This window comes from Dactylosporangium sp. NPDC049742 (assembly GCF_040674675.1).
In the GTDB taxonomy this organism is placed as follows: domain Bacteria; phylum Actinomycetota; class Actinomycetes; order Mycobacteriales; family Micromonosporaceae; genus Dactylosporangium; species Dactylosporangium maewongense.
The window spans coordinates 111,424-133,095 of the sequence record NZ_JBFANF010000031.1 but is presented as its reverse complement, the minus strand read 5'-3'; the positions used below and the strand labels follow the sequence as shown (position 1 = coordinate 133,095).

The 21,672-nt window shown below is 71.8% G+C and carries 21 protein-coding genes; 9 read left to right on the top strand and 12 right to left on the bottom strand.

The features are described 5' to 3' along the window. Window positions 1-142: 142 nt before the first annotated feature. Together AB0J72_RS32555 and AB0J72_RS32550 are read right to left on the bottom strand one after the other, a co-directional pair. Window positions 143-631, bottom strand: coding sequence for a methylated-DNA--[protein]-cysteine S-methyltransferase (locus AB0J72_RS32555; protein WP_363405244.1), 489 nt, complete (start codon window positions 629-631; stop codon window positions 143-145). Next, entirely contained in the window at window positions 631-2,013 is a 1,383-nt protein-coding gene (locus AB0J72_RS32550) for an AlkA N-terminal domain-containing protein (protein ID WP_363405242.1), read from the bottom strand. The genes AB0J72_RS32555 and AB0J72_RS32550 overlap by 1 nt, the downstream gene beginning before the upstream one ends. A gap of 195 nt (window positions 2,014-2,208) precedes the next feature. On the opposite strand from AB0J72_RS32550, the gene AB0J72_RS32545 reads away from it, so the two are divergent. After that, window positions 2,209-2,760 (top strand): hypothetical protein, encoded by a 552-nt coding sequence (locus tag AB0J72_RS32545; protein WP_363405240.1) that lies wholly within the window; start codon window positions 2,209-2,211, stop codon window positions 2,758-2,760. A 34-nt stretch (window positions 2,761-2,794) separates the two neighbouring features. On the opposite strand, the gene AB0J72_RS32540 is transcribed toward AB0J72_RS32545, so the two are convergent. Beyond that, window positions 2,795-3,610, bottom strand: coding sequence for an AAC(3) family N-acetyltransferase (locus tag AB0J72_RS32540; RefSeq protein ID WP_363405239.1), 816 nt, complete (start codon window positions 3,608-3,610; stop codon window positions 2,795-2,797). Window positions 3,611-3,644: 34 nt separating this feature from the next. On the opposite strand from AB0J72_RS32540, the gene AB0J72_RS32535 reads away from it, so the two are divergent. From AB0J72_RS32535 to AB0J72_RS32520, 4 genes are all read left to right on the top strand, one after another. Continuing rightward, window positions 3,645-4,475, top strand: a complete 831-nt coding sequence (locus AB0J72_RS32535) for a TIM barrel protein (protein WP_363405237.1) — start codon at window positions 3,645-3,647, stop codon at window positions 4,473-4,475. A gap of 71 nt (window positions 4,476-4,546) precedes the next feature. Continuing rightward, the gene (locus AB0J72_RS32530) at window positions 4,547-5,719 is read left to right on the top strand and encodes an endonuclease/exonuclease/phosphatase family protein (protein WP_363405235.1); all 1,173 of its coding nucleotides are present in this window, start codon (window positions 4,547-4,549) and stop codon (window positions 5,717-5,719) included. A 9-nt stretch (window positions 5,720-5,728) separates the two neighbouring features. Continuing rightward, window positions 5,729-6,814 carry a redox-regulated ATPase YchF gene (gene ychF / locus AB0J72_RS32525; RefSeq protein WP_363405233.1) on the top strand — a complete coding sequence of 362 codons (1,086 nt, stop codon included), beginning with the start codon at window positions 5,729-5,731 and terminating at the stop codon, window positions 6,812-6,814. 9 nt (window positions 6,815-6,823) lie between these two features. Continuing rightward, the gene (locus tag AB0J72_RS32520) at window positions 6,824-7,288 is read left to right on the top strand and encodes a phage tail protein (protein WP_363405231.1); all 465 of its coding nucleotides are present in this window, start codon (window positions 6,824-6,826) and stop codon (window positions 7,286-7,288) included. 21 nt (window positions 7,289-7,309) lie between these two features. Here AB0J72_RS32520 and AB0J72_RS32515 read toward each other — a convergent pair whose 3' ends face one another. Together AB0J72_RS32515 and AB0J72_RS32510 are read right to left on the bottom strand one after the other, a co-directional pair. Beyond that, window positions 7,310-7,888, bottom strand: a complete 579-nt coding sequence (locus tag AB0J72_RS32515) for a Uma2 family endonuclease (protein ID WP_363405229.1) — start codon at window positions 7,886-7,888, stop codon at window positions 7,310-7,312. A gap of 38 nt (window positions 7,889-7,926) precedes the next feature. Then, window positions 7,927-8,238, bottom strand: coding sequence for a 4a-hydroxytetrahydrobiopterin dehydratase (locus AB0J72_RS32510; protein ID WP_363405227.1), 312 nt, complete (start codon window positions 8,236-8,238; stop codon window positions 7,927-7,929). 206 nt (window positions 8,239-8,444) lie between these two features. Between AB0J72_RS32510 and AB0J72_RS32505 the strand changes: the two genes are divergently transcribed. Then, the gene (locus tag AB0J72_RS32505; RefSeq protein WP_344503755.1) at window positions 8,445-8,843 is read left to right on the top strand and encodes a (deoxy)nucleoside triphosphate pyrophosphohydrolase; all 399 of its coding nucleotides are present in this window, start codon (window positions 8,445-8,447) and stop codon (window positions 8,841-8,843) included. Further along, window positions 8,840-9,340 (top strand): DUF1990 domain-containing protein, encoded by a 501-nt coding sequence (locus AB0J72_RS32500; protein ID WP_363405225.1) that lies wholly within the window; start codon window positions 8,840-8,842, stop codon window positions 9,338-9,340. The genes AB0J72_RS32505 and AB0J72_RS32500 overlap by 4 nt, the downstream gene beginning before the upstream one ends. 27 nt (window positions 9,341-9,367) lie before the next feature. Here the strand turns inward: AB0J72_RS32500 and AB0J72_RS32495 are convergent, their stop codons facing one another. The 6 genes from AB0J72_RS32495 to AB0J72_RS32470 all read right to left on the bottom strand — a co-directional run bounded on the left by AB0J72_RS32495 (window position 9,368) and on the right by AB0J72_RS32470 (window position 17,418). Further along, on the bottom strand, window positions 9,368-10,384 hold the full coding sequence (locus AB0J72_RS32495; RefSeq protein ID WP_363405223.1) for a succinate dehydrogenase/fumarate reductase iron-sulfur subunit: 1,017 nt from the start codon (window positions 10,382-10,384) through the stop codon (window positions 9,368-9,370). Next, the gene (locus AB0J72_RS32490; protein ID WP_363405221.1) at window positions 10,384-12,249 is read right to left on the bottom strand and encodes a fumarate reductase/succinate dehydrogenase flavoprotein subunit; all 1,866 of its coding nucleotides are present in this window, start codon (window positions 12,247-12,249) and stop codon (window positions 10,384-10,386) included. Before AB0J72_RS32490 ends, AB0J72_RS32495 begins: the two co-directional genes overlap by 1 nt. Before the next feature lie 11 nt (window positions 12,250-12,260). After that, on the bottom strand, window positions 12,261-13,085 hold the full coding sequence (locus AB0J72_RS32485) for a hypothetical protein (protein ID WP_363405219.1): 825 nt from the start codon (window positions 13,083-13,085) through the stop codon (window positions 12,261-12,263). Between the two features lie 1,200 nt (window positions 13,086-14,285). After that, window positions 14,286-15,647, bottom strand: coding sequence for a metallopeptidase TldD-related protein (locus tag AB0J72_RS32480; RefSeq protein WP_363405217.1), 1,362 nt, complete (start codon window positions 15,645-15,647; stop codon window positions 14,286-14,288). Continuing rightward, window positions 15,644-17,080 carry a TldD/PmbA family protein gene (locus AB0J72_RS32475; protein WP_363405215.1) on the bottom strand — a complete coding sequence of 479 codons (1,437 nt, stop codon included), beginning with the start codon at window positions 17,078-17,080 and terminating at the stop codon, window positions 15,644-15,646. Before AB0J72_RS32475 ends, AB0J72_RS32480 begins: the two co-directional genes overlap by 4 nt. Before the next feature lie 53 nt (window positions 17,081-17,133). Next, window positions 17,134-17,418: a 4a-hydroxytetrahydrobiopterin dehydratase gene (locus tag AB0J72_RS32470; protein WP_363405213.1), complete on the bottom strand. Its 285-nt coding sequence runs from the start codon at window positions 17,416-17,418 to the stop codon at window positions 17,134-17,136. Window positions 17,419-17,452: 34 nt separating this feature from the next. Between AB0J72_RS32470 and AB0J72_RS32465 the strand changes: the two genes are divergently transcribed. Continuing rightward, window positions 17,453-18,292 (top strand): hypothetical protein, encoded by an 840-nt coding sequence (locus AB0J72_RS32465; protein ID WP_363405211.1) that lies wholly within the window; start codon window positions 17,453-17,455, stop codon window positions 18,290-18,292. On the opposite strand, the gene AB0J72_RS32460 is transcribed toward AB0J72_RS32465, so the two are convergent. After that, window positions 18,270-20,366: a prolyl oligopeptidase family serine peptidase gene (locus tag AB0J72_RS32460; RefSeq protein WP_363405209.1), complete on the bottom strand. Its 2,097-nt coding sequence runs from the start codon at window positions 20,364-20,366 to the stop codon at window positions 18,270-18,272. The genes AB0J72_RS32465 and AB0J72_RS32460 overlap by 23 nt on opposite strands. Window positions 20,367-20,459: 93 nt before the next feature. Here AB0J72_RS32460 and mshB point away from each other — a divergent pair, with 93 nt between their 5' ends. After that, the gene (gene mshB / locus AB0J72_RS32455) at window positions 20,460-21,359 is read left to right on the top strand and encodes an N-acetyl-1-D-myo-inositol-2-amino-2-deoxy-alpha-D-glucopyranoside deacetylase (RefSeq protein ID WP_363405207.1); all 900 of its coding nucleotides are present in this window, start codon (window positions 20,460-20,462) and stop codon (window positions 21,357-21,359) included. The last annotated feature ends 313 nt before the right edge of the window (window positions 21,360-21,672 follow it).

Here is a 21,672-nt window from a genome sequence, read left to right as displayed (position 1 = left end):
GGCCCTCTTCTAAGCGATCTACGCCCGCAGCAATGGAAAAGATCCGCAGCGTGACGAGAATCTTCCCACGAACGAACCAGTCCACGGTAGATCGCCTACGTGAACCCCGCCATTCACGCAGTTGAGAAGACAAAACTGTCAATTAAGCGACAGAAGCCTCATGATCGAGCAGCCACCGCTTGACCGGCAGCCCCCAGCGGAACCCGCCCAGGGTCCCGTCGGTGCGCAACACCCGGTGGCACGGCACGAAGAGGGCGGCCGCGTTGCGGGCGCAGGCCTGCGCGGCGGCCCGGATCGCCGGCGGCCGGCCGGAGAGCACCGCGAACTCGCTGTACGTCACGGGTGCGCCCGCCGGCACCGTCCGCAGGACGTCCCAGGCGTGGGTGAGGAACTCGCCGCCGGGACGCTGGCGCACCACGACGTCGTCGATCGCGTGCACGTCACCGTCCAGGTAGGACTGTGCGGCCTTGCCGGCGGCGCCCACGTCGCCGACCTCCCGCAGCGCGGCGACGTCGACGAACAGCGCCAGCTCTCCCAGCGAGGCGGTGAACCCGCTGGCCACCACCGCGCCGTCGGCGTCCACGACGATCGTCAGCGGGCCGGCGGGGGTGGGCGAAGTCGAGAAGTACATCACTGAATCCTCCAGAGTCGGATGACGGCGTAGGAACGCCACGGCCGCCAGCGCTCGGCGTGCGCGGCCAGGGATCGGGGGTCGTCGGGCAGGCCGAGGGCCCGCGCGCCGCGCAGCACCCCCAGGTCTGTGGGCAGGAACGCGTCAGGATCGCCGAGGGCACGCATCGCCGTGTACGACGCGGTCCACTCCCCGATGCCGGGGATCTCCTTCAGGCGGGCCACGGTTTCCGCGCGGTCGCCGTCCCCGTCCAGGCTCAGCCCGTCCAGCACCGCGGCCGCCAGGGCCCGCAGCGTGCGCCGCCGCGCGGCCGGCATGGCGAAGTCGGAGTCCGGCAGCTCCAGCAGCGCCGCCGGGGTCGCGAACGCCAGCCGGCGCAGCACGGTCCGGGCCGCCGCGACCGAGATCTGCTGCCCGACGATCGCGCGGACGGCGATCTCGAACCCGTCGACGGCGCGGGGCACCCGTACACCCGCCTCCTTCAACACCAGCGGCGCCAGGAGCGGGTCGTCGCCCAGCACGGCGTCCACGGCCGCGGGGTCGGCGTCGAGGTCGAAGAGGCGGCGGCAGCGGGCCACCGCGGGGGCCAGGTCGCGCAGGTCCGTGAGGCGCAGCGTGGCCGCGACGTGCCCCTCCTCGGGGCGCAGCTCCGCGGTGCCGGTGCCGTGCGGCAGTCGGAGGTTTCGCCGGTACGAGTCGCCGGCCCGCTCGTCGATGCCCTCGATGGCCCGGTCGCCGAGGAACGACAGCAGCGCCTCGGTGTGCAGCGGCGCCCGGAACGGCAGCCGTACGGACACCACTCCCGGATCGAGCGACGGCTGCGTCCGCCGCACGCGCAGGTCCGACGGCGTGCGGCCGTAGATCTCGCGGACGGTGTCGTTGAACTGCCGCACGCTGCCGAACCCGGCCGCGAACGCGATCTCCGCCAGCCCGAGCCGGGTCGTCTCGATCAGCACCCGGGCCGTCTGTGCCCGCTGCGCCCTGGCGAGGGCGAGGGGGCCGGCCCCGACCTCCGCGGTCAGCATCCTGTGCAGGTGCCGTTCGGTGTACCCGAGGCGCCCCGCCAGGCCCGGCACCCCGTCCCGGTCGACGACGCCGTCGGCGATCAGGCGCATCGCCCGGCCGACCACGTCGCCGCGCACGTCCCACTCCGGCGAGCCGGGCGCCGCGTCCGGCCGGCAGCGCAGGCACGCCCGGAACCCCTCCCGCTGTGCCGCCGCGGCCGTCGGCAGGAAGCGCACGTTCTCCGCTTTCGGCGTGATCGCCGGGCAGGACGGCCGGCAATAGATCTTCGTCGACTTGACCGCGGTCACGAAGACCCCGTCGAACCGCGCGTCGCGGCTGATCGCCGCCCTGCGACAGGTGTCGAAGTCCAGTTCCATGCCACCTATCCTCCCCCGCAGGTCCGCCGAGCGGCTGGCGGAATTCGGACCTCGGTGTCCGATCCGTTCGAAGGCGTGTCAGGTTCCGGACCGGCCACTGGCACGTTTGCGGGATTCGCCCGCCCCGCGGGTTGTCTAAGTTGATCCCACCACCGAGAGAACCGACGGCCCCCCAGCCGAGATGGAGATAGCACCATGAGCGACTACGAGACCGACCCGGCCACCGGCGAGCTCGGCGAGGCCGGCGACGCGGGCGCCGGCTACGGCGAGCCGGAGATCATCACGCTCGAGGGCCAGGACGGCGCCACGATCTACGCCGTCGACGTGGACCACGACGGCGACGCCGAGGCCGCCGGGTACGACAAGGACAACGACGGCCAGCTCGAGCAGATCGCGCTCGACACCGACGGCGACGGCACGCTCGAGACCAGGATGGTCGACCTCGACGGCGACGGCTCGTTCGACGCGGTGCTCACCGACACCGACGGCGACGGCCGCATCGACGTCGCGGCGCTGGACGCCAACGGCGACGGCCTCGTCGACCGCGTGGTCGCGGACACCGACGGCGACGGCGTCATCGACACCGACGTCAAGGACGAGAACTTCGACGGCGTCGCCGACTCCGTCTCGCAGGACGCCGACGGCGACGGCGACAGCGACGTGACGGTCACCGACACCGACGGCGACGGCACGTTCGAGACCGTCCGCTACGACGACCCCAGCACCAACCCCCTGGCCCAGGCCTGACGCGCGGCGCGACGGGGTCCGGCCTGCGGTGACCTCAGCCGGACCCCCTGCGGGACAGCCACATCGCGCCGAAGTCGACCAGCGCCCGCTGCCGCATCAGCCGCGCCGTCCCCGACCCGACCGGCCCCAGCCGCTCCCCGCCGGTGATCGCGGCGAAGTCCTTGCCGAGCGGCTCGAACAGCGACGTGTCGTCGGCCAGCTCCCGGTACTCGACCCAGCGCCGCTCGCCGTCCACCAGGATCGGCGAGCCCTGCCGGAGCCACCGCGACGAGGCGGACGCCGCGCGGTACTCCGAAAGATGCAGCGACGTGTTGTTGTCGTGCCCGACGCCCAGCAGCAGCACCCACGCGTCCGCCTCGTAGAGCCGCGCGAGCGGCGAGCCCTCGCCGAGGCCGTCGTCGAGCGTGTGCCCCTCGGTGATCCGTCCGGCGTCCGGGCCGAGCGCGGCGAACGACACCGTCGGATGGTCGCTGCGCCGTACACCTGGAAAATGCCGGAAACACTCCGGCACCGCCCCCATGAAGTTGGTCGGGGTGACGCGCGGGTCGAAGGCCGGCGTCTCCGCCCGGATCACCGCCCACCAGGACTGCGGCACCGGTGGGTTGCCCCAGTCGGCCGGCTCGGTCAGCTGCCGCGAGTGCGTCGGCATGACCAGCGTGCCGTCCGGCCCGATCGCCGCCAGCAGCGCCGTCACGACCGCCTGCGCGCCGCCCGCGACCCAGCCGAGCCGCGACAGCGACGTGTGGACGATGACGGTCGCGCCCGCCGGCAGCCCGAGGGTGGCCAGCTGCCCGACCATGCCCCGCACGGTCCCCGGCACGGCCGCCCTGGCGATGGCGTCCTTCTCCACGTCGAACAATCCTAGTGAGTGAATACTGTTCGGCATGGTCGAGTGGGTACTGTCCGGGTTCGGTGACGAGATCGACGACGATCCACGCGTGCAGCTGGCGGTGCTGCGGGCGCTCGGCGCGTCGCACATCGAGGTCCGCAGCGCCTGGGGCGTCAACGTGGCCGACTTCGACGACGACCTGGCCACGCGCCTCGCCGCCGCGCTGGCGGCCGCCGGGGTGGCGGTGTCGGCGGTCGCGTCGCCCATCGGCAAGACCGACGTCTTCGGCGACCCGGACGCCGAGCTGGCGCGGCTGCGGGCCGTCATCGCGCTCACCCGGCGCCTGCGGAGCCGGTACGTGCGGCTCTTCTCCTTCTACCGGCCGCCGGGGGTCGCCGTGGAGGCGACGCGTGACACCGTGCTGCGCCGCCTGCGGGCCTTCGCCGACCTCGCCGAGCGCGAGCAGGTCGTGCTCCTGCACGAGAACGAGAAGGACGTCTACGGCGACGTGCCGGCCCGGGTGCTGGACCTGATCGAGTCGGTCGGCTCGCCCGCGCTGCGGGTGGCCTGGGACAACGCCAACTTCGTGCAGGTCGGCGTCCGCCCGTTCAGCGACGGCTACGCCATGTTGCGGCCGCACCTGGAGTACCTGCAGGTCAAGGACGCCCGGTCCGCCGACGGCGCGGTGGTGCCCGCCGGTGAGGGCGACGGCGAGCTGCTCCAGACGGTGACGGCGCTGCGCGACGACGGCTGGACCGGCTTCGCGTCGCTCGAGCCGCACCTCGCCGACGGCCCGGACGCGGCGAAGACCGGCCCCGCGGGGTTCGGCCGGGCGGCGCGCGCCTTCGCCGCCCTCACCGCGGGCGCGGGGATCACGCTGCGGTAACTCCCGGTCACCGGGGGATACGACGGGTTGCCGACTGTGGGTCCGCGAGCGCGTTGCTACGGTCCGTGGTCATGCGCTTGGCGACGTACAACGTGGAGAACCTCTTCGCCCGGGCCCGGGCGCTCGACCCGGCCGACCCGGCGAAGGGCCAGCCGGCGCTGTCGGCGTACGAGACGTTCAACCGGATCGCCGCCCACCCCGTCTACTCCGACGAGGACAAGGCCGCGATGCTCGACGCCCTGGAGACGCTGCGGGTCTTCGTGCGCACCCGGGCCGGCCGGCGGGCCAACCCCGACCTGTTCGGCGACGCGTTCGCGGTGCTGCGGGAGAACCGCGGGGACTTCCTCGCCGCGCCCGCCGACGCCGAGCCGCACGTCGTCGCCACCGGCCGGTCGTCCTGGAACGGCTGGGTCGACCTCATCGTCGACCCGGTCGACGAGGTCGCCACCCGGATGACCGCCCGGGTCGTCGCCGACGTGGCCGCCGACGTGCTCTGCGTCGTGGAGGCCGAGAGCCGCCCCTCGCTGGTGAAGTTCAACGACGAGCTGCTCGGCGGCCGGTACGGCCACGCCATGCTCGTCGACGGCAACGACCCGCGCGGCATCGACGTCGGCCTGTTCTGCGTCGACGGCATCGAGATCGACTGGGTCCGCAGCCATGTCGACGTGCCCGATCCGGGTTCCGACCGGCGCTTGTTCAGCCGTGACTGTCCGGTGTACCGGTTGCTGCTGCCGAGCGGCGAGGTCTTGTACCTGCTGCTCAACCACCTGAAGAGCCAGTCCTTCACCAGCGGCGACCCGGACCCGCTCCGCACGCGCCAGGCGACCGAGGTCCGGGCCATCTACGACCGCCTCCGGGCCGGGGGCGCCTCGTTCGTCGCGGTCGTCGGCGACTTCAACAAGCGCCCCGACCACCCCTCGCTGCGGCCCTTGCTCGGCCCGGAGTCCCCGTTCGTCGACGCCTACTCGCTGCCCGCCTTCTCGCAGCTGTACGACCCGCTGGACCGCGACCACGAGCGGCCCGGCAGCTTCCAGTCGTGCACGATCGGCAACCGCCTGGACTACATCCTGCTGTCGCCCGAGCTCGCGGCGCGGGTCACCGGCGGCGGGGTCTTCCGGCGCGGCCTGTGGGGCACGCCGTCCAACGTGAAACGGCCGCGGCTGTGGGACGCGTACCCCGAGATCACCAGCGCCCGGCACGCCGCGTCCGACCACGGTGCGGTCTGGGTCGAGGTTGACCTGTAGCTTTTACGCGTGGCACTCAGCATCGGGATCGTCGGCCTGCCCAACGTCGGCAAGAGCACCCTGTTCAACGCGCTCACGAAGGGCGACGCGCTCGCCGCGAACTATCCGTTCGCGACCATCGAGCCCAACGTCGGCGTCGTCGGCCTTCCCGACACCCGCCTCGGCAAGCTCGCCGCGCTGCACGACTCGCAGAAGATCATCCCGGCGCCGGTCTCGTTCGTCGACATCGCCGGCCTCGTCCGCGGTGCCTCGAAGGGCCAGGGCCGCGGCAACGCGTTCCTCGCCAACATCCGCGACGCCTCCGCGATCTGCCAGGTGGTCCGCGCCTTCGCCGACCCCAACGTGGTCCACGTCGACGGCAAGGTCTCCCCGTCCGACGACATCGAGACGATCAACACCGAGCTGATCCTCGCCGACCTCCAGACGATCGAGAAGGCCCTGCCGCGCCTGGAGAAGGAGGCGAAGGTCCAGAAGCAGCGGGCCGGCGTCGCCGCCGCCGCGAAGGCCGCCGCCGAGCTGCTCAACGGCGGCACCACCCTCTACGCGGGCGCCGCGAAGGCCGGCATCGACGTCGCGGAGCTGCAGGAGCTGCACCTGCTCACCGCCAAGCCGTTCCTGTACGTCTTCAACGTCGACGAGGCCGGCCTCGCCGACCCCGCCTTCCTGGACGAGCTGCGCGCCCTGGTCGCCCCCGCCGAGGCCATCTTCCTCGACGCGAAGATCGAGTCGGAGCTCACCGACCTGGACGAGGACGAGGCCCTGGAGCTCCTGGCGTCGATCGGCCAGCCGGAGCCCGGCCTGCACCAGCTCATCCGGGTCGGCTTCCGCACCCTCGGCCTGCAGACCTACCTCACCGCCGGCCCCAAGGAGACCCGCGCCTGGACGATCCCGATCGGCGCCACCGCTCCCGAGGCCGCCGGCGTCATCCACTCCGACTTCCAGCGCGGCTTCATCAAGGCCGAGGTGGTCAGCTTCGACGACCTGATGACCGCCGGCTCGCAGAACGCCGCCAAGGCCGCCGGCAGGGTCCGCATCGAAGGCAAGGACTACGTCATGCAGGACGGCGACGTCGTCGAGTTCCGCTTCAACGTCTAGGGGTCGCAGGTGTCGCACGTCGTCGATTTCGAGACCGTCTCCACCACCGGCCTGGAGTCCTCACCGGTCGCCGAGACCCTCGCCGGCCTGCGCGCCAACGAGGCCCGCTACTTCCGGAACAAGTACGACCACGTGTTCACGGTCGAGCCGGCGTCGGCGGCGCAGGATGCGGTGGCCTACGTGCACCGCATCCTGCAGGAGGAGCGGGACCTCGTCATCGGCTCCCGGCCGCTGGAGGTGTCGGCCTTCGAGGTCGACGGCGTCCGCTGGACCTACGTCTTCTACGAGTCGGGCCTGTCGGTCAACGTGCTCTACACCCTCGAGGCCGGCGGGAAGCGGGCCGTCGGCTTCAAGCTCTCCGACGGGATGGAGGTCCCGGACGAGCTGGCCGACCGCTTCAAGTTCGCCCGCCAGCGCTCCAAGCTCGCCGGCACAATCCGCGGCTCGTTCTTCGTCATCAAGGGCGAGTACTGACGCAGCGTCGTTGCTTCCGCTTCAACGTGGAGCGGGACGCAGCTTGTCCAGGTCGATCGTCACCGCGAACGGCGCGACGGTGCGCAGCGTGCCGCGGTGGATGCCGGTCGCCACGTACGACCGGGTGGGTTCGTCGAGCTCATAGGCGTGCACGACCGGCAAGGAGTGCTCTTCCTCGATCCGCCAGTAGTGTGCGATACCGGCCTCCGCGTACTTGCGCACCTTGACCGTCCGGTCACGGTGCGCGGATTCCGGTGAGACCACTTCGACGACCAGCAGCACCTGGTCAGGCGTGTAGAACGTGCGGTTCGGATCATAGGGAGCTGTCGTGGCGACGAGATCCGGCTCAGGGCGGTTGCGCTTGTCGAGCCGGATCGTCATCTGCGGCTCTACCTCGACACCCATGGGTGCCTGTTCCGTAAGGGTGTTCACCAAGGCGTAGATCACCCGGGCATGCCAGCTCCGCTGCGGCGACATCATGAAGACGAGCGCTCCATCGATCAGCTCGGTGTGCCGCGGCGCTTCAGGAAGGTGGTCGAGGTCGTCGGCAAACCACCCCTCGGGGCGGGGCGGGTGCATCCAGTCGGGCACCGCGGTCATGCCGTCATCGTAGCGTTCTGTGACGGCGGCACGGCGGATCAGGCGGCGCCGGCGATGATGGTGCGGTAGAGGTCCTCGATGCGGGCGGCCAGGGTGACCTCGCCGGGGGACAGGTCCGACGTGCCCGGGACGCGCAGGCGGATCTGGGTGCGGCCGTCGAGGCGGCGCACGTCGGGGCGCACCTGGAGCGCGTCGGCGACGATCTTCATGCGCTCGGTCAGTGCCGCATGCTGGGAATCGTCCAAGTGCAGTGTCCGGCGAATCTCTTCGCCGTCGTGCGTCCAGCCTTGCAATAAACCCAGCGCGTCGCTGAGATAGTCACGGTGCTGTTCGCTTCGCCTGGCCCGCATAACGACCTACCCTCCCGCGGCATCGTTGCCGGCTTGTGGCCGTTTCGAAGCCTGCCCGTCATCAACGGTGTCTGCAAGTCTGCTGGGCGACTGGTGGATCTGTCCACGGCCACATTTCCCTCGTCTGGTGAACAACAGGGCAGAGCCCGCAACCGGAACTTCATTTCGATCTGGCACCCTGGTCACCCGTGCAGACCGAACGGTTGATGCCAAGGATCATCGTCGGCGCCGCGATCATCTCCGATGGCCGCGTCCTGGCCTGTGAGCGCGCCTTGCCGCCCGAAATGGCCGGAAAGTGGGAGTTCCCCGGAGGGAAGGTGGATCCGGGGGAGACCGAGGAGCAGGCGCTCGTCCGGGAGTGCCAGGAGGAGCTCGGGGTCGACGTCGAGGTCGGCGCGCGGGTCGGCGCCGACATCACGATGCTCGGCGGCGCCGCGATCCTCAAGGTCTACCTCGCCCGGCTGGTGAACGGGGCGACACCCGTACCACTGGAACACAGCGACCTGCGCTGGCTCTCCGGCGACGAGCTCGACACGGTCCCGTGGCTGCCCGCCGACGCGCCGATCGTGGTGGCGCTGGCGCCGTTGCTACCTTCGACGGCGTGAACGTCACCTACCCCGAGGTCGGCGCGACCCGCGAAGGCCCCCTGCCGCCCGGCTACCACCACGTGAACCGCCGGGTGAGGGTGAGACAAGGCCATGAGGCCTTCGCCGCCGCAGCGGCCGCCCTGGCCCGCTGGCAGCCCCAGCGCGGCGCCGGGCTCCGGCTGCGCAGCGACGAGGACCGGGTCACGCTCGGCGGCCGGTTCTCCACCGGGATCGGGGTCGGGGCGCTGCGGCTCTGGGTGCCGTGCCTGATCGTGTGGATCGTCGACGAGCCGGAGCGGTACGGGTTCGGCTTCGGCACGCTGCCCGGGCACGTGGCGACGGGCGAGGAGTCGTTCCTGCTGAGCGTCGGGCCCGGCGGCGAGGTGTGGTTCGAGATCAAGGCGTTCAGCCGCCCGGCGAAGTGGTGGGTCCGCCTCGGCAACCCCGTGGCGAAGCTGGTCCAGTCGCGGGTCACCGACCGCTACGCGAAGGCCATGCAAAAGGCGCCCCTCTGAGCGAGGGGCGCCTTCTGGCAAGCGGATCTAGTGGCCGTCGCCGGAGGGCGGCGACGGGTGCTGGTAGCGCAGCTGCTCCGGCGGCAGCGGGAACACCTGGTCGTCGCCGAACGGCGAGCCGGCCGCCGCCCGGTCCAGGGTGAGCTCCGCGACCACGAGCTTGCCGTCGGCGCCGACCGGCGCCTCCTGCGGCACGGGGCCTTCCTGGTGCCAGTTGCTGCTGGTGTCCGACACCGGCAGGTCCCCCTTCGCGGTGGTCGTCGCGGCGCGCGCCGGCACGGCCTCGTCCAGCTGGTCACGACGGAAGATCTTGCGTCCGAGCCAGGTCACCGGGTCGTACCTCCGATCGACAACACGTTCCTTCATCGGGATGATCGCATTGTCAGTGATTTTGATGTGCTCGGGGCAGACTTCGGTGCAGCACTTGGTGATGTTGCAGTAGCCCAGGCCCTGCTCGGCCTGCGCCATCTCCTTGCGGTCGTCGCGGGCGTCGAGCGGGTGCATGTCCAGCTCGGCGGCCCGGATGAAGAAGCGCGGCCCGGAGAACGCGGGCTTGTTCTCCTCGTGGTCACGGATGACGTGACACACGTTCTGGCACAGGAAGCACTCGATGCACTTGCGGAACTCCTGCGAGCGCTCCACGTCGACCTGCTGCATCCGGTACTCGCCGGGCTCGACGCCGGCCGGCGGGGCGAACGCGGGCAGCTCGCGGGCCTTCTGGTAGTTGAAGTTGACGTTGGTGACGAGGTCGCGGATCACCGGGAACGTCCGCAGCGGCGTCACGGTGACCGTCTCGGTGTCGTCGAACGTCGACATCCGCGTCATACAGCCCAGCCGCGGCTTGCCGTTGATCTCCATCGAGCAGGAGCCGCACTTGCCGGCCTTGCAGTTCCACCGCACGGCCAGGTCGGGCGTCTGGGTGGCCTGCAGCCGGTGGATGACGTCGAGCACGACCTCACCCTCGTTGACCTCGACCTGGAAGTCCTCCAGCGAGCCGCCGGTGTCGTCGCCGCGCCAGACGCGGAAGTGGCGTTTGGTGCCCATCACAGCTCCTCGTCGGTCATGTACTTGGCGAGCTCGGTCCGGTCGAACAGGCCCTGCAGCTCAGGGCGCATGACCGGGAGCGGCTTGTGTTCCAGCCGGACGTCCTCGCCGTCGAGCGAGCAGACCAGGTTCACCTGGCGCCACTTCGGGTCCATCTTCGGGAAGTCCTCGCGGGTGTGCCCGCCGCGCGACTCGGTGCGCTCCAGCGCCGCCTTCGCGGTGCACTCCGACACGATGAGCATGTTGCGGAGGTCCAGCGCCAGGTGCCAGCCCGGGTTGTACCGGCGGCCGCCGCTCACCCCGACCTTCTTGACACGCTCCTTGAGCTCCGCCAGCCGGGTGATCGACTCCCGCAGCTCGCCGTCGCGCCGGATGATGCCGACGAGGACGCCCATGATCTCCTGCAGGTCGTGGTGCAGCGTGTACGGGTTCTCCCCGGCGTCTGCCCGCGCGAGCGGCGCCAGGGCCGTCTCGACGGCCGCGTCGACCGCGGCGGCGGACGGCTTGCGCCGGCCGATCCGCTCGGCGTGCGCGGCCGCGTGCTCACCGGCCCGCTTGCCGAACACCAGCAGGTCCGACAGCGAGTTGCCGCCGAGCCGGTTGGAGCCGTGCATGCCGCCGGACACCTCGCCGGCCGCGAACAGCCCGGCCACCGCGGCGGCGGTCGTGTCCGCGTCGACCTCGATGCCACCCATCACGTAGTGGCAGGTCGGGCCGACCTCCATCGGCTGCTTCGTGATGTCGACGTCCGCCAGCTCCTTGAACTGGTGGTACATCGACGGCAGCCGCTTACGGACCTGCTCGGCCGGCAGCCGGCTGGCGATGTCGAGCAGCACGCCGCCCGCCTTCGTGCCGCGGCCCGCCTTGACCTCGCTGTTGATCGCCCGGGCGACCTCGTCACGGGGCAGCAGCTCCGGGGGGCGCCGGTTGTTGTCCGGGTCGGAGTACCAGCGGTCGGCCTCCTCCTCGGTGTCCGCGTACTGCTTGCGGAACACGTCCGGCACGTACTCGAACATGAACCGCTTGCCCTCGGTGTTGCGCAGCACGCCACCGTCGCCACGCACCGACTCGGTCACCAGGATGCCCTTGACCGACGGCGGCCAGACCATGCCGGTCGGATGGAACTGCAGGAACTCCATGTTGATCAGCGTCGCGCCGGTACGCAGCGCCAGCGCGTGCCCGTCGCCGGTGTACTCCCAGGAGTTGGAGGTCACCTTGTACGACTTGCCGACGCCACCCGTTGCGAGCACGATCGCCGAGCTCTCGAACAGCACGAACTCGCCCGACTCGCGGTAGTAGCCGAACGCGCCGGACACCGCGCCGTCCTCGACGAACAGCTCCGTGATCGTGCACTCCTGGAAGACCCGGATCCGGGCCTCGTAGTCGCCGTGCTCGGCGAAGTCCTCCTGCTGCAGCGACACGATCTTCTGCTGCAGCGTGCGGATCAGCTCCAGGCCCGTCCGGTCGCCGACGTGCGCCAGCCGCGGGTACTCGTGACCACCGAAGTTCCGCTGGCTGATCTTGCCGTCCTTGGTGCGGTCGAACAGCGCGCCGTAGGTCTCCAGCTCCCAGATCCGGTCCGGGGCCTCCTTGGCGTGCAGCTCGGCCATCCGGAAGTTGTTGAGGAACTTCCCGCCGCGCATCGTGTCGCGGAAGTGGACCTGCCAGTTGTCCCGCGAGTTGACGTTGCCCATCGCCGCGGCCGCGCCGCCCTCGGCCATGACGGTGTGCGCCTTGCCGAACAGCGACTTGGAGATGATGGCGGTCTTCTTGCCGGCGAGCCGAGCCTCGATCGCCGCCCGCAGCCCGGCGCCGCCGGCGCCGATGACCACGACGTCGTACGTGTGTCGCTCGATGTTCGTCATGGGTTGTGTCCTCAGTTGAAGAACCGGAAGTCGGTGATCCAGCCGGCCGAGACCGCCATCACGTACGCGTCGGCGATGATCACCGAGAACAGCGATGCCCACGCGTACTGCTGGTGCTTGGCGTTCAGCTTCGAGACGAGCCCCCAGGCGCGGTACCGCACCGGGTGCTTCGAGAAGTGCTTGAGCCGCCCGCCGATGATGTTCCGGCAGGAGTGGCAGCCCAGCGTGTACGCCCAGATCAGCACCGCGTTGACCGCCAGGATCAGCGTGCCGAGCCCCATGCCGATGCCGCCGTCCTTGCCGTGCCAGGCGATGACCGCGTCGTACGTCAGGACCGAGCCGACCAGGATCGCGGCGTAGAAGAAGTACCGGTGGATGTTCTGGAAGATCAGCGGGAAGCGGGTCTCACCGGAGTAGGTCTTGTGACCGTCCGGGACCGCGCACGCCGGCGGCGACAGCCAGAACGAGCGGTAGTACGCCTTGCGGTAGTAGTAGCAGGTCAGCCGGAACCCGCCGGGCAGCACCAGGATGATCATCGCCGGCGACATCCACGACGGCAGCTGCGGGATCGGCTGGCCGAGGAAGTGGCTCGACCCCTCCACGCAGCTCTGCGTCAGGCAGGGCGAATAGAACGGCGCGAGGTAGTGCTCGGCACCCGCCCAGTAGTACTTGTTCATGATCGCGCGGACCAGGCCGTAGACCACGAAGGCCCCGAGACCGAGGAACACCAGCAGCGGCTGCAGCCACCACCTGTCCGTCCGCAACGTTTTCTCGCTGATCGCTGCGCGGGGCCCCGCGCCCGAGGCTGACCGAAGCCTGGCCGGCGTGGTCGTCATGGTGGTTGCTCCCTGGACGGGCCGATGTACCGATCTGTGGTCGGTGCACACGTTACGCCGGAACGCATCCGGCCTTGTGATCGCCCTCACCCACGGGCCTAACCACCGATTTTCCAGCCCGCACCCCGCCACTCAGGACCCCCCGCCCGCCACCTTCACCCGCCCTTCGCCCTTGCGCTCCCTTTGCGCCCCCCAACCCGCCCCACCCATCCGCCCCCCACCCCTCCGCAACCGCATCGCCCCAGCTCAAGGCCCAATCAAGCGGCCGCCCTCACTGAACCCGCCCATGCACTGCCGCCCCCGCCCACCGCCGCCGCTGTCCTGACCGCCCTCATCCAGCCATGCGCCGAACCGCCTCCTGTCCTCCACCCCTCCGGAGCCACCGACACCGCCCACCGCACCCCGCCGCCAGCAGTGGCATTTTCCACACCGAACCCGCCCGCCCACCGAGATCACCCCACCGCACCACCCACCAGCCCGCCCTCCAGCAACGCACCACCCCGAACGACCGCCCCCCACTCACGACACCGACCGGACTCGGCCAGTCAGGCAGGCCGCGTCCACATCGGAGCCGCACCGGGTGTTAACGCCGGACGTCGTCGTCGCCAGTTCCTGCGCTGGGCTCGGCGGGCCCAGGACCTTTCCAACCTTCTGCTGGCTGCCGGAACGTTCAGACGCGACGGGCCCATGCCGGAGCCGCACCGGGGTTCACCCGCGGACGTGGTCGCCGGCAGTTCCGCGCTGAGGCTCGGCGGCGCGAGATCTCCCCGGCTCTGCACGGGTTCGTTCGACGCCGGTCTCGCAAGGCGTCGCGGCGTGTCGAGGGTGCCCGACCTGGCTGGCAGCCCCTTCGAGACGCACCGTTCCCGGGGTGCGCTCTGCGGACGTGGTCGCCGGCAGTTCCGCGCTGAGGCTCGGTGGCGCGAGGGGCCTTTCCAACTCCGCACGGGTCTGATCGACGCCGGTCTGCCTGGCGCTGCGGTGCGTCGAGGGCACGCCGCGCAGGCCCCGCCGCCGCTGCTCTGGGGGCATGCAGTCCACAGGCATGCGCCCAGCGGCGTTGCACCCAGCGGCGGTTGCGTCTGACGGCGGTTGCGTCTGACGGCGGTTGCGTCCGAGCGGCGTTGCGTCCGAGCGGCGTTGCGTTCGGCGGCGTTGCGGAGTCGGGGTGCGGAGTCGGGGGTTCGAGGTGCAGGGGTGTCAGCCAGAGGCGCCGCCGGTGTAGTTCCACGAAGCGAGGCGCAGCGCTGGGGCGGACGCGCCCGACTCCGACCAGGCGCCCGGCAGCTCGACGGCGCGGGGGCCGACGCCCAGCACGGCGCCGGGAGCCAGGGCCTGCGGGTAGGACTGGGTGAAGCGGAAGTTGCGCACCGGGGTGGTCACCACGCCGTCCTCGATGAGCCAGACGCCGTTGCGGGTCAGGCCGGTGACGACCAGGGTGCGTGGGTCCAGGACGCGGGTGTAGTGGTTGTCGGTCACCAGGAGGCCGCGCTCCACGCCGGCGACCAGGCCCGCCACGCCCGAGTCGGCGGCCGGGCCGTCGACCTCGACCGGTGCGGGTCCGTCGTGGGCGAGCAGCCGCAGGCTCGAAGGCACCGCGCCGAAGCTGGCGCCGCCCGGGATCGCGTGGCCCGTCGAGGTCGCGCCCGCCTTCGCGGCCGTGCGCCGGTCGTGGACGAGGGCGGTCGACACGCCCGCGTCGACCAGGACGAGCCGCTGCCGCGGGGTGCCCTCCACGTCGAACGGCAGCACCGTCGAGTCGGCCGCCGTCGCGTCCTCGACCAGCGTCACCGCGGGGTCGAACTGGGCCGCGCCCAGCTCCAGGAACGACTGGCGGTCCTGCACCATCTTGGCGTTGAAGCCATACATCGCGAGGAACTGCAGCACGTCGGCGACGGCCGTCGGCTCCAGCACCACCTCATACCGCCCCGGCGGCAGCTCCACGGGGTCGACGCCGGCCCTGGCCTTCGCCGCCGCGCGGGCGCCCAGGACCGCGCCGTCGAGGTCGGCGAGGCGCACCGACGCGAGCCGGGCCAGGCCGTCCGACGTCGCGGTCCGCGCGATGCCGTCCATCGCCGCGCCCGTCCTGCCGCCCGTGACGTGCTGGCCGGCGGAGTTGGCATAGACGACCCGGGTCGACGACGTGCGGCAATACCCCGCCGCCTCCAGCCCGGCCGCCTCGTCGACGAACGCCCGCACCCTCGCCGCCCGGTCGTCCGGCGACGCCGCCGCGGTCGCCTCGTCGACGTTGCCACCGAAGGCGACGGGGGCCGGCGGGGCCAGGCCCGGCCAGGTCGGGTCGGCGGGTGCGAGCCGCATCCCGGCCACCGTGCGCTGGACGAAGTCCTCGATGCCGTCGACGACCGTGCTGGTCGCCGTCGCGGTCCGCCCGTCGGCGTGCAGCCTGAGCCGCACCTCCGTGGTCTCGTCGGCGACGTTCTGGTGGATGTACGAATTGGCGAACCTGGTCAGCGCCACCGCCGACCGCCCCACCAGCACCTCGGCGTCGATGCCGTCGCCGACCAGCTTCAGGATCCGCTCGGCGAGCTCGGTCTCGCTCATCCCCTGACCCCCACCCGCACGTTTTGGAACCGGGCCGCCGAGGCCGGATGGCCCGTGTGCCCGATCTGGCCCGGCTGGCCCTTGCCGCAGTTGGGCGTGCCCCACGCCGTCGACTCCGAGCCCAGCATGTCCATCGAGCCCCAGAACTTCGGCCCGATGCCCGTGTAGGTCGGGTTGCGCAGCATCCGCCCGAGCTTGCCGTCCTTGATCTCCCAGCCGACCTCGCAGCCGAACTGGAAGTTGAGCCGCTTGTCGTCGATCGACCAGGACCGGTTGAGGTCCATCAGCACGCCGTCGGCGGTCTCGGCGATCATCTCCTCGAGGGTGTGCGGGCCGGGGGTCAGCCCGACATTCGTCATGCGCACCATCGGCAGCCGCGCCCAGCCGTCGGCCCGCACGCTGCCCGCATAGTCCAGGCCCGCGACCGCCGCCGACTCCCGGCCGGCCAGGGTGCCCACCCAGATCCCGTCGCGGACCGCGTGCCGCGGCTGTGCCGGCGTCCCCTCGTCGTCATAGCCGAACGAGCCGAGCGCGCCGGGGATCGTCGGGTCGATCGTGATGTTCATGAGCTCGGAGCCGTAGCGCAGCCGGCCGAGCTGCGCCAGGTCGAGCCAGCTCGTCCCCGCGAATGCCGCCTCCCACCCCAGGATCCGGTCCAGCTCGATCGCGTGCCCCACCGACTCGTGGATCTGCAACGCCATCTGCTCGCTGCCCAGGATCAGGGTCGTCTCGCCGGCCGGGCACTGCGGCGCCGACAGCAGCGCCCGCGCCTCGTCGGCGATCCGGGCGGCGTGCGCCGTCAGATCGAGCTCGTCGACCAGCTCCCAGCCCCGCGTCCCGTACTGCCCGCGATACGACGGATAGGACCTGCGCTGCGTCTCCCCGTCGCCGATCACCGTCGCGGAGATGCCTGCCCCCGCCTCGCGGATGTGCTGGTCGATGCGGTGCCCCTGCGACGACACGAACCACTTGCGCGTGTCCCAGATCTGATACAGCCCCTCGGCGATGTCGGCGCCGCCCTTGTGCGCCTCCGCCGTCGCGCCCGTCAGCAGGTCACCCTTCGTCGACAGCGCCACGCCGAGCGGGTCGACCTCGCACGCGCTCGCCCACGAGTCGGTGCGCGCCTCGATCTCCACCAGGTCCACGGGCGGCCCGGGCACCGAGGCCGACGCCCGCGCGATCGCCGTGGCCCGCTCACCCGCCCGCCGCGCGGCGTCGCGCCCCAGGTCGGGCAGGGCGAAGAACCCCCAGCTCGACCCGACCAGCGCCCGCACGCCGACGCCGGCGTCCTCGGACTGGCTCAGGTCCTCGATCGCGCCGTTGCGCGCGCTCATCGACTCGGACCGCCGGTGCATCACCCGTGCGTCGGCATACCGAGCCCCGGCCGCGAGGGCCGCTTCAACCGCCGCACTTGCCACGTCGAAGTGGGTCATGGTTGGACACTACCGACCCGCTACGACATTTTTCCGGCCCGGAACGAAAGCGCCTATCCGATCAGGTCGTTGATCTGGCCGGCGAGGGCGATGTCCTTGTTGGTCACGCCGCCTTCGCTGTGGGTGCTCAGGCGGAAGGTCACCGTCCGCCAACGGATGTCGATGTCGGGGTGGTGGTCGGCCTGCTCGGCCACGTGGGCCACCTCGGCCACCAGCCGGATGCCGTCGAGGAACGTCTCGGCCTTCACCGAGCGTTCGATGCCGGATGTGTCGCCGGCCCAGCCGTCGAGGTGGGCGAGGGCGGCGGTCACCTCGTCGCTGCCGAGAAGCGCGGTCATGCCGGAAACGCTACGCCTGCCGTAGAAAGAGAGCATGTCGATCGCCGGTGTCACCCGCGAATTGCTCGTCCGCTACCTCGACCTTTGGGTGCCGGGGGCGGTGCACTCGCCGCACGGCGCGACGTTCCTGCACGGCTCCGCGACGGAGCTGGACGGCGACATCGCGGAGGCGGCCCTGCGGGCGTGCGCCGAGTTCGGCGACCGGCTGGCCAGAAAGCGGCTGACCCTGCTGTACGTCACGGCGGCGAAGGGACTCGAGCAGCGGCTCAGCGCCGTACAACGTGAGCTGCGGACACCGGCTGAGCTGTCGGTGCACGTCATGTCCGGCGACGTGGCGGTGCTGCTGAAGGCGCTCGGCGCGCGGTCCGGCCCGCTGCTGTCCATGATCGACGGGATCGACCCGGCGGTCGTCGCCGACGCCAGGCCCGCCGAGGTGATCACCGTCGATGTGCCGCGGGACCGGTTGCGGGACTTCGAGCTCACCACCGCGGTGACGCTGGTGGGAGGGCAGGCGGAGCGGACGATCGGCTTCGGCACGCGGTCGGCGAAGAGCCTCGAGGCGTTCAAGAACGAGATGTGGGCGCTCGACGAGTACGCCGGCGTCCGGTACCGCGACCCCAATGACCCAGAGGGTCACCTCATGGACATCACCCTCGACCCGAACCCGGGCGCGCTGCGGCGCGAGCTGCTGACCTACCTGCGCGGCGGCGACAGGTCCGTCACCGAGCTGAAGCGGTTCGCCCTCACGGAGACGGTGTACCGCGCCGCCGACGCCGTCAAGGTGGTCACCGCGCTGCTGCAGAGCGGCGCGGTGACCAGGGAACCGAAGGAGGGCCGCCTCGGCGGCGACGTCAGGATACGGATCGCCGGATGAAGTCCAGCTCGATGCGCAGCAGCTTCTCCGCCAGCCCGCCCGCGGCCATGTGCGTCGCGCCGGTCAGCGGGATCATCGAGTGCGGCCGGCCCGCGGCGAGCAGCGCCGCCGACAGGCGCAGCGTGTGCGCGGCGACCACGTTGTCGTCGACGAGGCCGTGCACGAGCAGCATCGGCCGGGCCTCCTCCGGGCGCACCGGCGGCTCGGCGGCCAGCTCGATCAGCGAGTTGTGGCTGTACACCTCCGGCGCGTCCGCGGGCAGCCCCAGGTAGCGCTCCGTGTAAGCGGTGTCGTACAGCGCCCAGTCGGTGACCGGCGCGCCGACGACCGCGCAGTGGTACACGTCCGGGCGGCGCAGCACCGCCAGCGCGGACAGCCAGCCGCCGAACGACCAGCCGCGGATCGCGACCCGGTCCAGGTCCAGGTCCGGGTGCTTCTCCGCGAGCGCCTGCAGGGCGTCGGCCTGGTCGGTGAGGATGACGTCGGAGAAGCGCCGGTGGATCGACTTCTCGAACGTCGGCGACACGCCGGGGGTGCCCCGGTTGTCGATCGTGACGACGGCGAACCCGGCGTCGGCCCACCACTGCTTCTCCAGCCAGCGGGCCCGCGCCGCGACGACCTCCTGGTGGCCCGGCCCGCCGTAGATCGCCACGAGGACCGGCAGCTTCCGCCCGGCGACGTGCCCGCGCGGGTAGAGCACGGCGGCGGGCAGCCCCCGGTCGGTGACCCGCTCCAGCGCCGGCCTCGGGGCGAAGGGCGGTGTCGCGGCGAGCGACGCGATGGAGCCGATCTCGGCGTCGTCGTGGTGGATGGTGTACTGCCAGCCGGCGTGCTCCAGCGTCTGCGACCCGATCACCACCGTGCGGGCGGCCGCGTGCGCGACGTGCCAGCCCGGCTCGGAGGTGAGCCGCTGCGCCTGCGCGCCGGCGTGCGAGACGGGGACGCGGAACACGTGCTGCTCGCTCGGCTCGCCCTCGCTCGCCTCGACGACGAGGTCGCCGGCGAGCCGGCCGGCGACGCGCCGCACGTACAGGTCGGGCGGGGTCAGCAGGCTGCCGTCGGCGAACAGGCAGCGCGCGTCGTAGCCGTCGTGCGCGAGCTCGCCGCCGACGAGGACCCGGCCGTCGGCCAGGTGCTGCGGGGTGCCGGGGACCGGCTCGACCCAGCGCGGGTCGGCGAGCTCGGCGTGCACCTGCGTCTCACCGGTCCGCGGGTCGACCGCGATCACCAGGCCGTGCTGCTGCAGGCGGCGCAGCACCGTGAGCAGCGGGCCGCCCTGCTCGGTCCACGAGGCCTCCACCAGGTACGGGTACGTCTCCCGGTCCCAGTGCACGTCCACCCAGCCGCCGTCCAGGTCCAGCACGTGCAGGGTGACCTTCGCGTTGGTCGCGCCGGCGTGCGGGTACGCCACCGTCGTCGGCGGCTGGTCCGGCTGCGACGGGTCGTGCAGGTGCCAGCGCGGCACCCGCGACTCGTCGACCCGGGCGGTCAGGATGCTGCGGCCGTCCGGCGACCACCAGTAGCCCCGGAAGCGGTGGAACTCCTCCGCGCCGATGAACTCCGCGAGGCCCCAGGTCACGCCCTCCTCGCCGGCCAGCACCGCGTCGGTCCCGTCGGGCTCGATCACGCGGAGTGCGCCGCCCGTCACGTACGCCACCCGCTGCCCGGCCGGATCCGGTCGCGGATCGACGGCGGGCCCGGCCGTGTGCAGCTCCGTGAGGTCCCCGGTCAGCAGGTCCACCCGGAAGAGGCGCCCCCCGAGCGGGAAGACGGCCATCACGCCGGCGCTGTCCATGGCGTACGAGCCGATGCCGCCCGCCGACAGCCGCAGCCGCTCGCGCAGGGCCCGCTCCGCGGGCGGAAGGTCGGCTTCGACGCTCAGGAGGACGGCGGGGTCGGCGAGGAGCCGCTCCGACCTGTCCGCCACGTCGAACACCCACAGGGCGTCGCGGCTGTCCTCGGGGCCTGACGAGCGCAGGAACACCACCCGCGCCCCGTCCGAGGTCACCGTCACGGCGCGCGGAGCGCCATAGGAGAAGCGTCGGGTGCGCGCGGCCAACTCCGGATAGTCCACCCCGGAATGTTTACCCGAAGCGGCCCGATTGTCATGCTCCACCGGCGCCGCGCCGCGGGGGAAGTGTCATACGCACGTCGTAGAGTTGGCGCTGTGAGTGCTCGGAGCATCCTTTTCGTCCATGCGCACCCCGACGACGAGTCGATGGGGACCGGCGCGACGATGGCCCACTATGCGGCCGCCGGCGCGCACGTCACCCTGATCACCTGCACGCTCGGTGAGGAGGGCGAGATCCACCGGCCCGAGCTCGCCGGGCTCGCCGCGGGTGCGGCCGACCAGCTCGGCGGCTATCGCATCGCGGAGCTGGAGGAGGCGTGCCGCCGGCTCGGGGTCACCGACCACCGGTTCCTCGGCGGCGCCGGGCGCTTTCGCGACTCCGGGATGATGGGCACCCCGCAGAATGAGCACCCCCGCGCGTTCTGGGGTGCCGACCTCGACGCGGCGGCGACCGAGCTGCTGGAGGTGATCCGCGAGGTCCGCCCGCAGGTCGCCGTCACCTATGACCCCAATGGCTTCTATGGCCACCCCGACCACATCCAGGCGCACCGGGTGCTGATGCGGGCCGTCGAGCTGGCCGACGCCGAGGGCATCGCGCCCACGAAGGTCTACTGGACCGCGGTTCCGCGCAGCGTCCTGGAGGCCGGCATGCGGGAGTTCCGCGACTCGTCGGACAACCCGTTCGCCGACGTGGAGAAGCCCGAGGACCTGCCCTTCGGCACCGCCGACCACGAGATCGCGGCCCGCCTCGACGGGCACGAGTTCGCCGAGGAGAAGACCGCCGCGCTGCGCGCCCACGCGACGCAGATCCCGCCGACGTCGTGGCTGTTCGCGATCGCCGGCAACTTCGGCGCCGAGTTCATGGGCGTGGAGTATTACCAGCTCGCCCGCGGCGTGAAGGGCCCCGGCGTGGGGCCGCACGGCTGGGAAGAGGACCTGTTCGCGGGCCTGGCCATCGAGGCGCCCGCCCCGCAGCTGGAGACCGCGGCATCGTGACGAAGCGGAAGGCGGTGACCGCACCGCGCGCCGGCCAGTCCGGCGCCGCGCGGGCAGACCTGTCCAAGCCGGCGGGCGCCGACGCCACCGCGGCGGGCGCCAGCGCTGCCGCGGGCGCCAGCGCTGGCGCGGCCGGGAGCGGCCCGGCGGGAGACGGTGCTCCGGCGAAGGGGAACGGCCCGGCGGGCGCCAGCGCTGCTGTGGCGGCGGCCGGGGGCGGCCCGGCAGGGGATGGCCCGGCGGGGGATGGCCCGGCGGGGGATGGCCCGGCGGGGGATGGCCCGGCGGGGGATGGCCCGGCGGGGGATGGCCC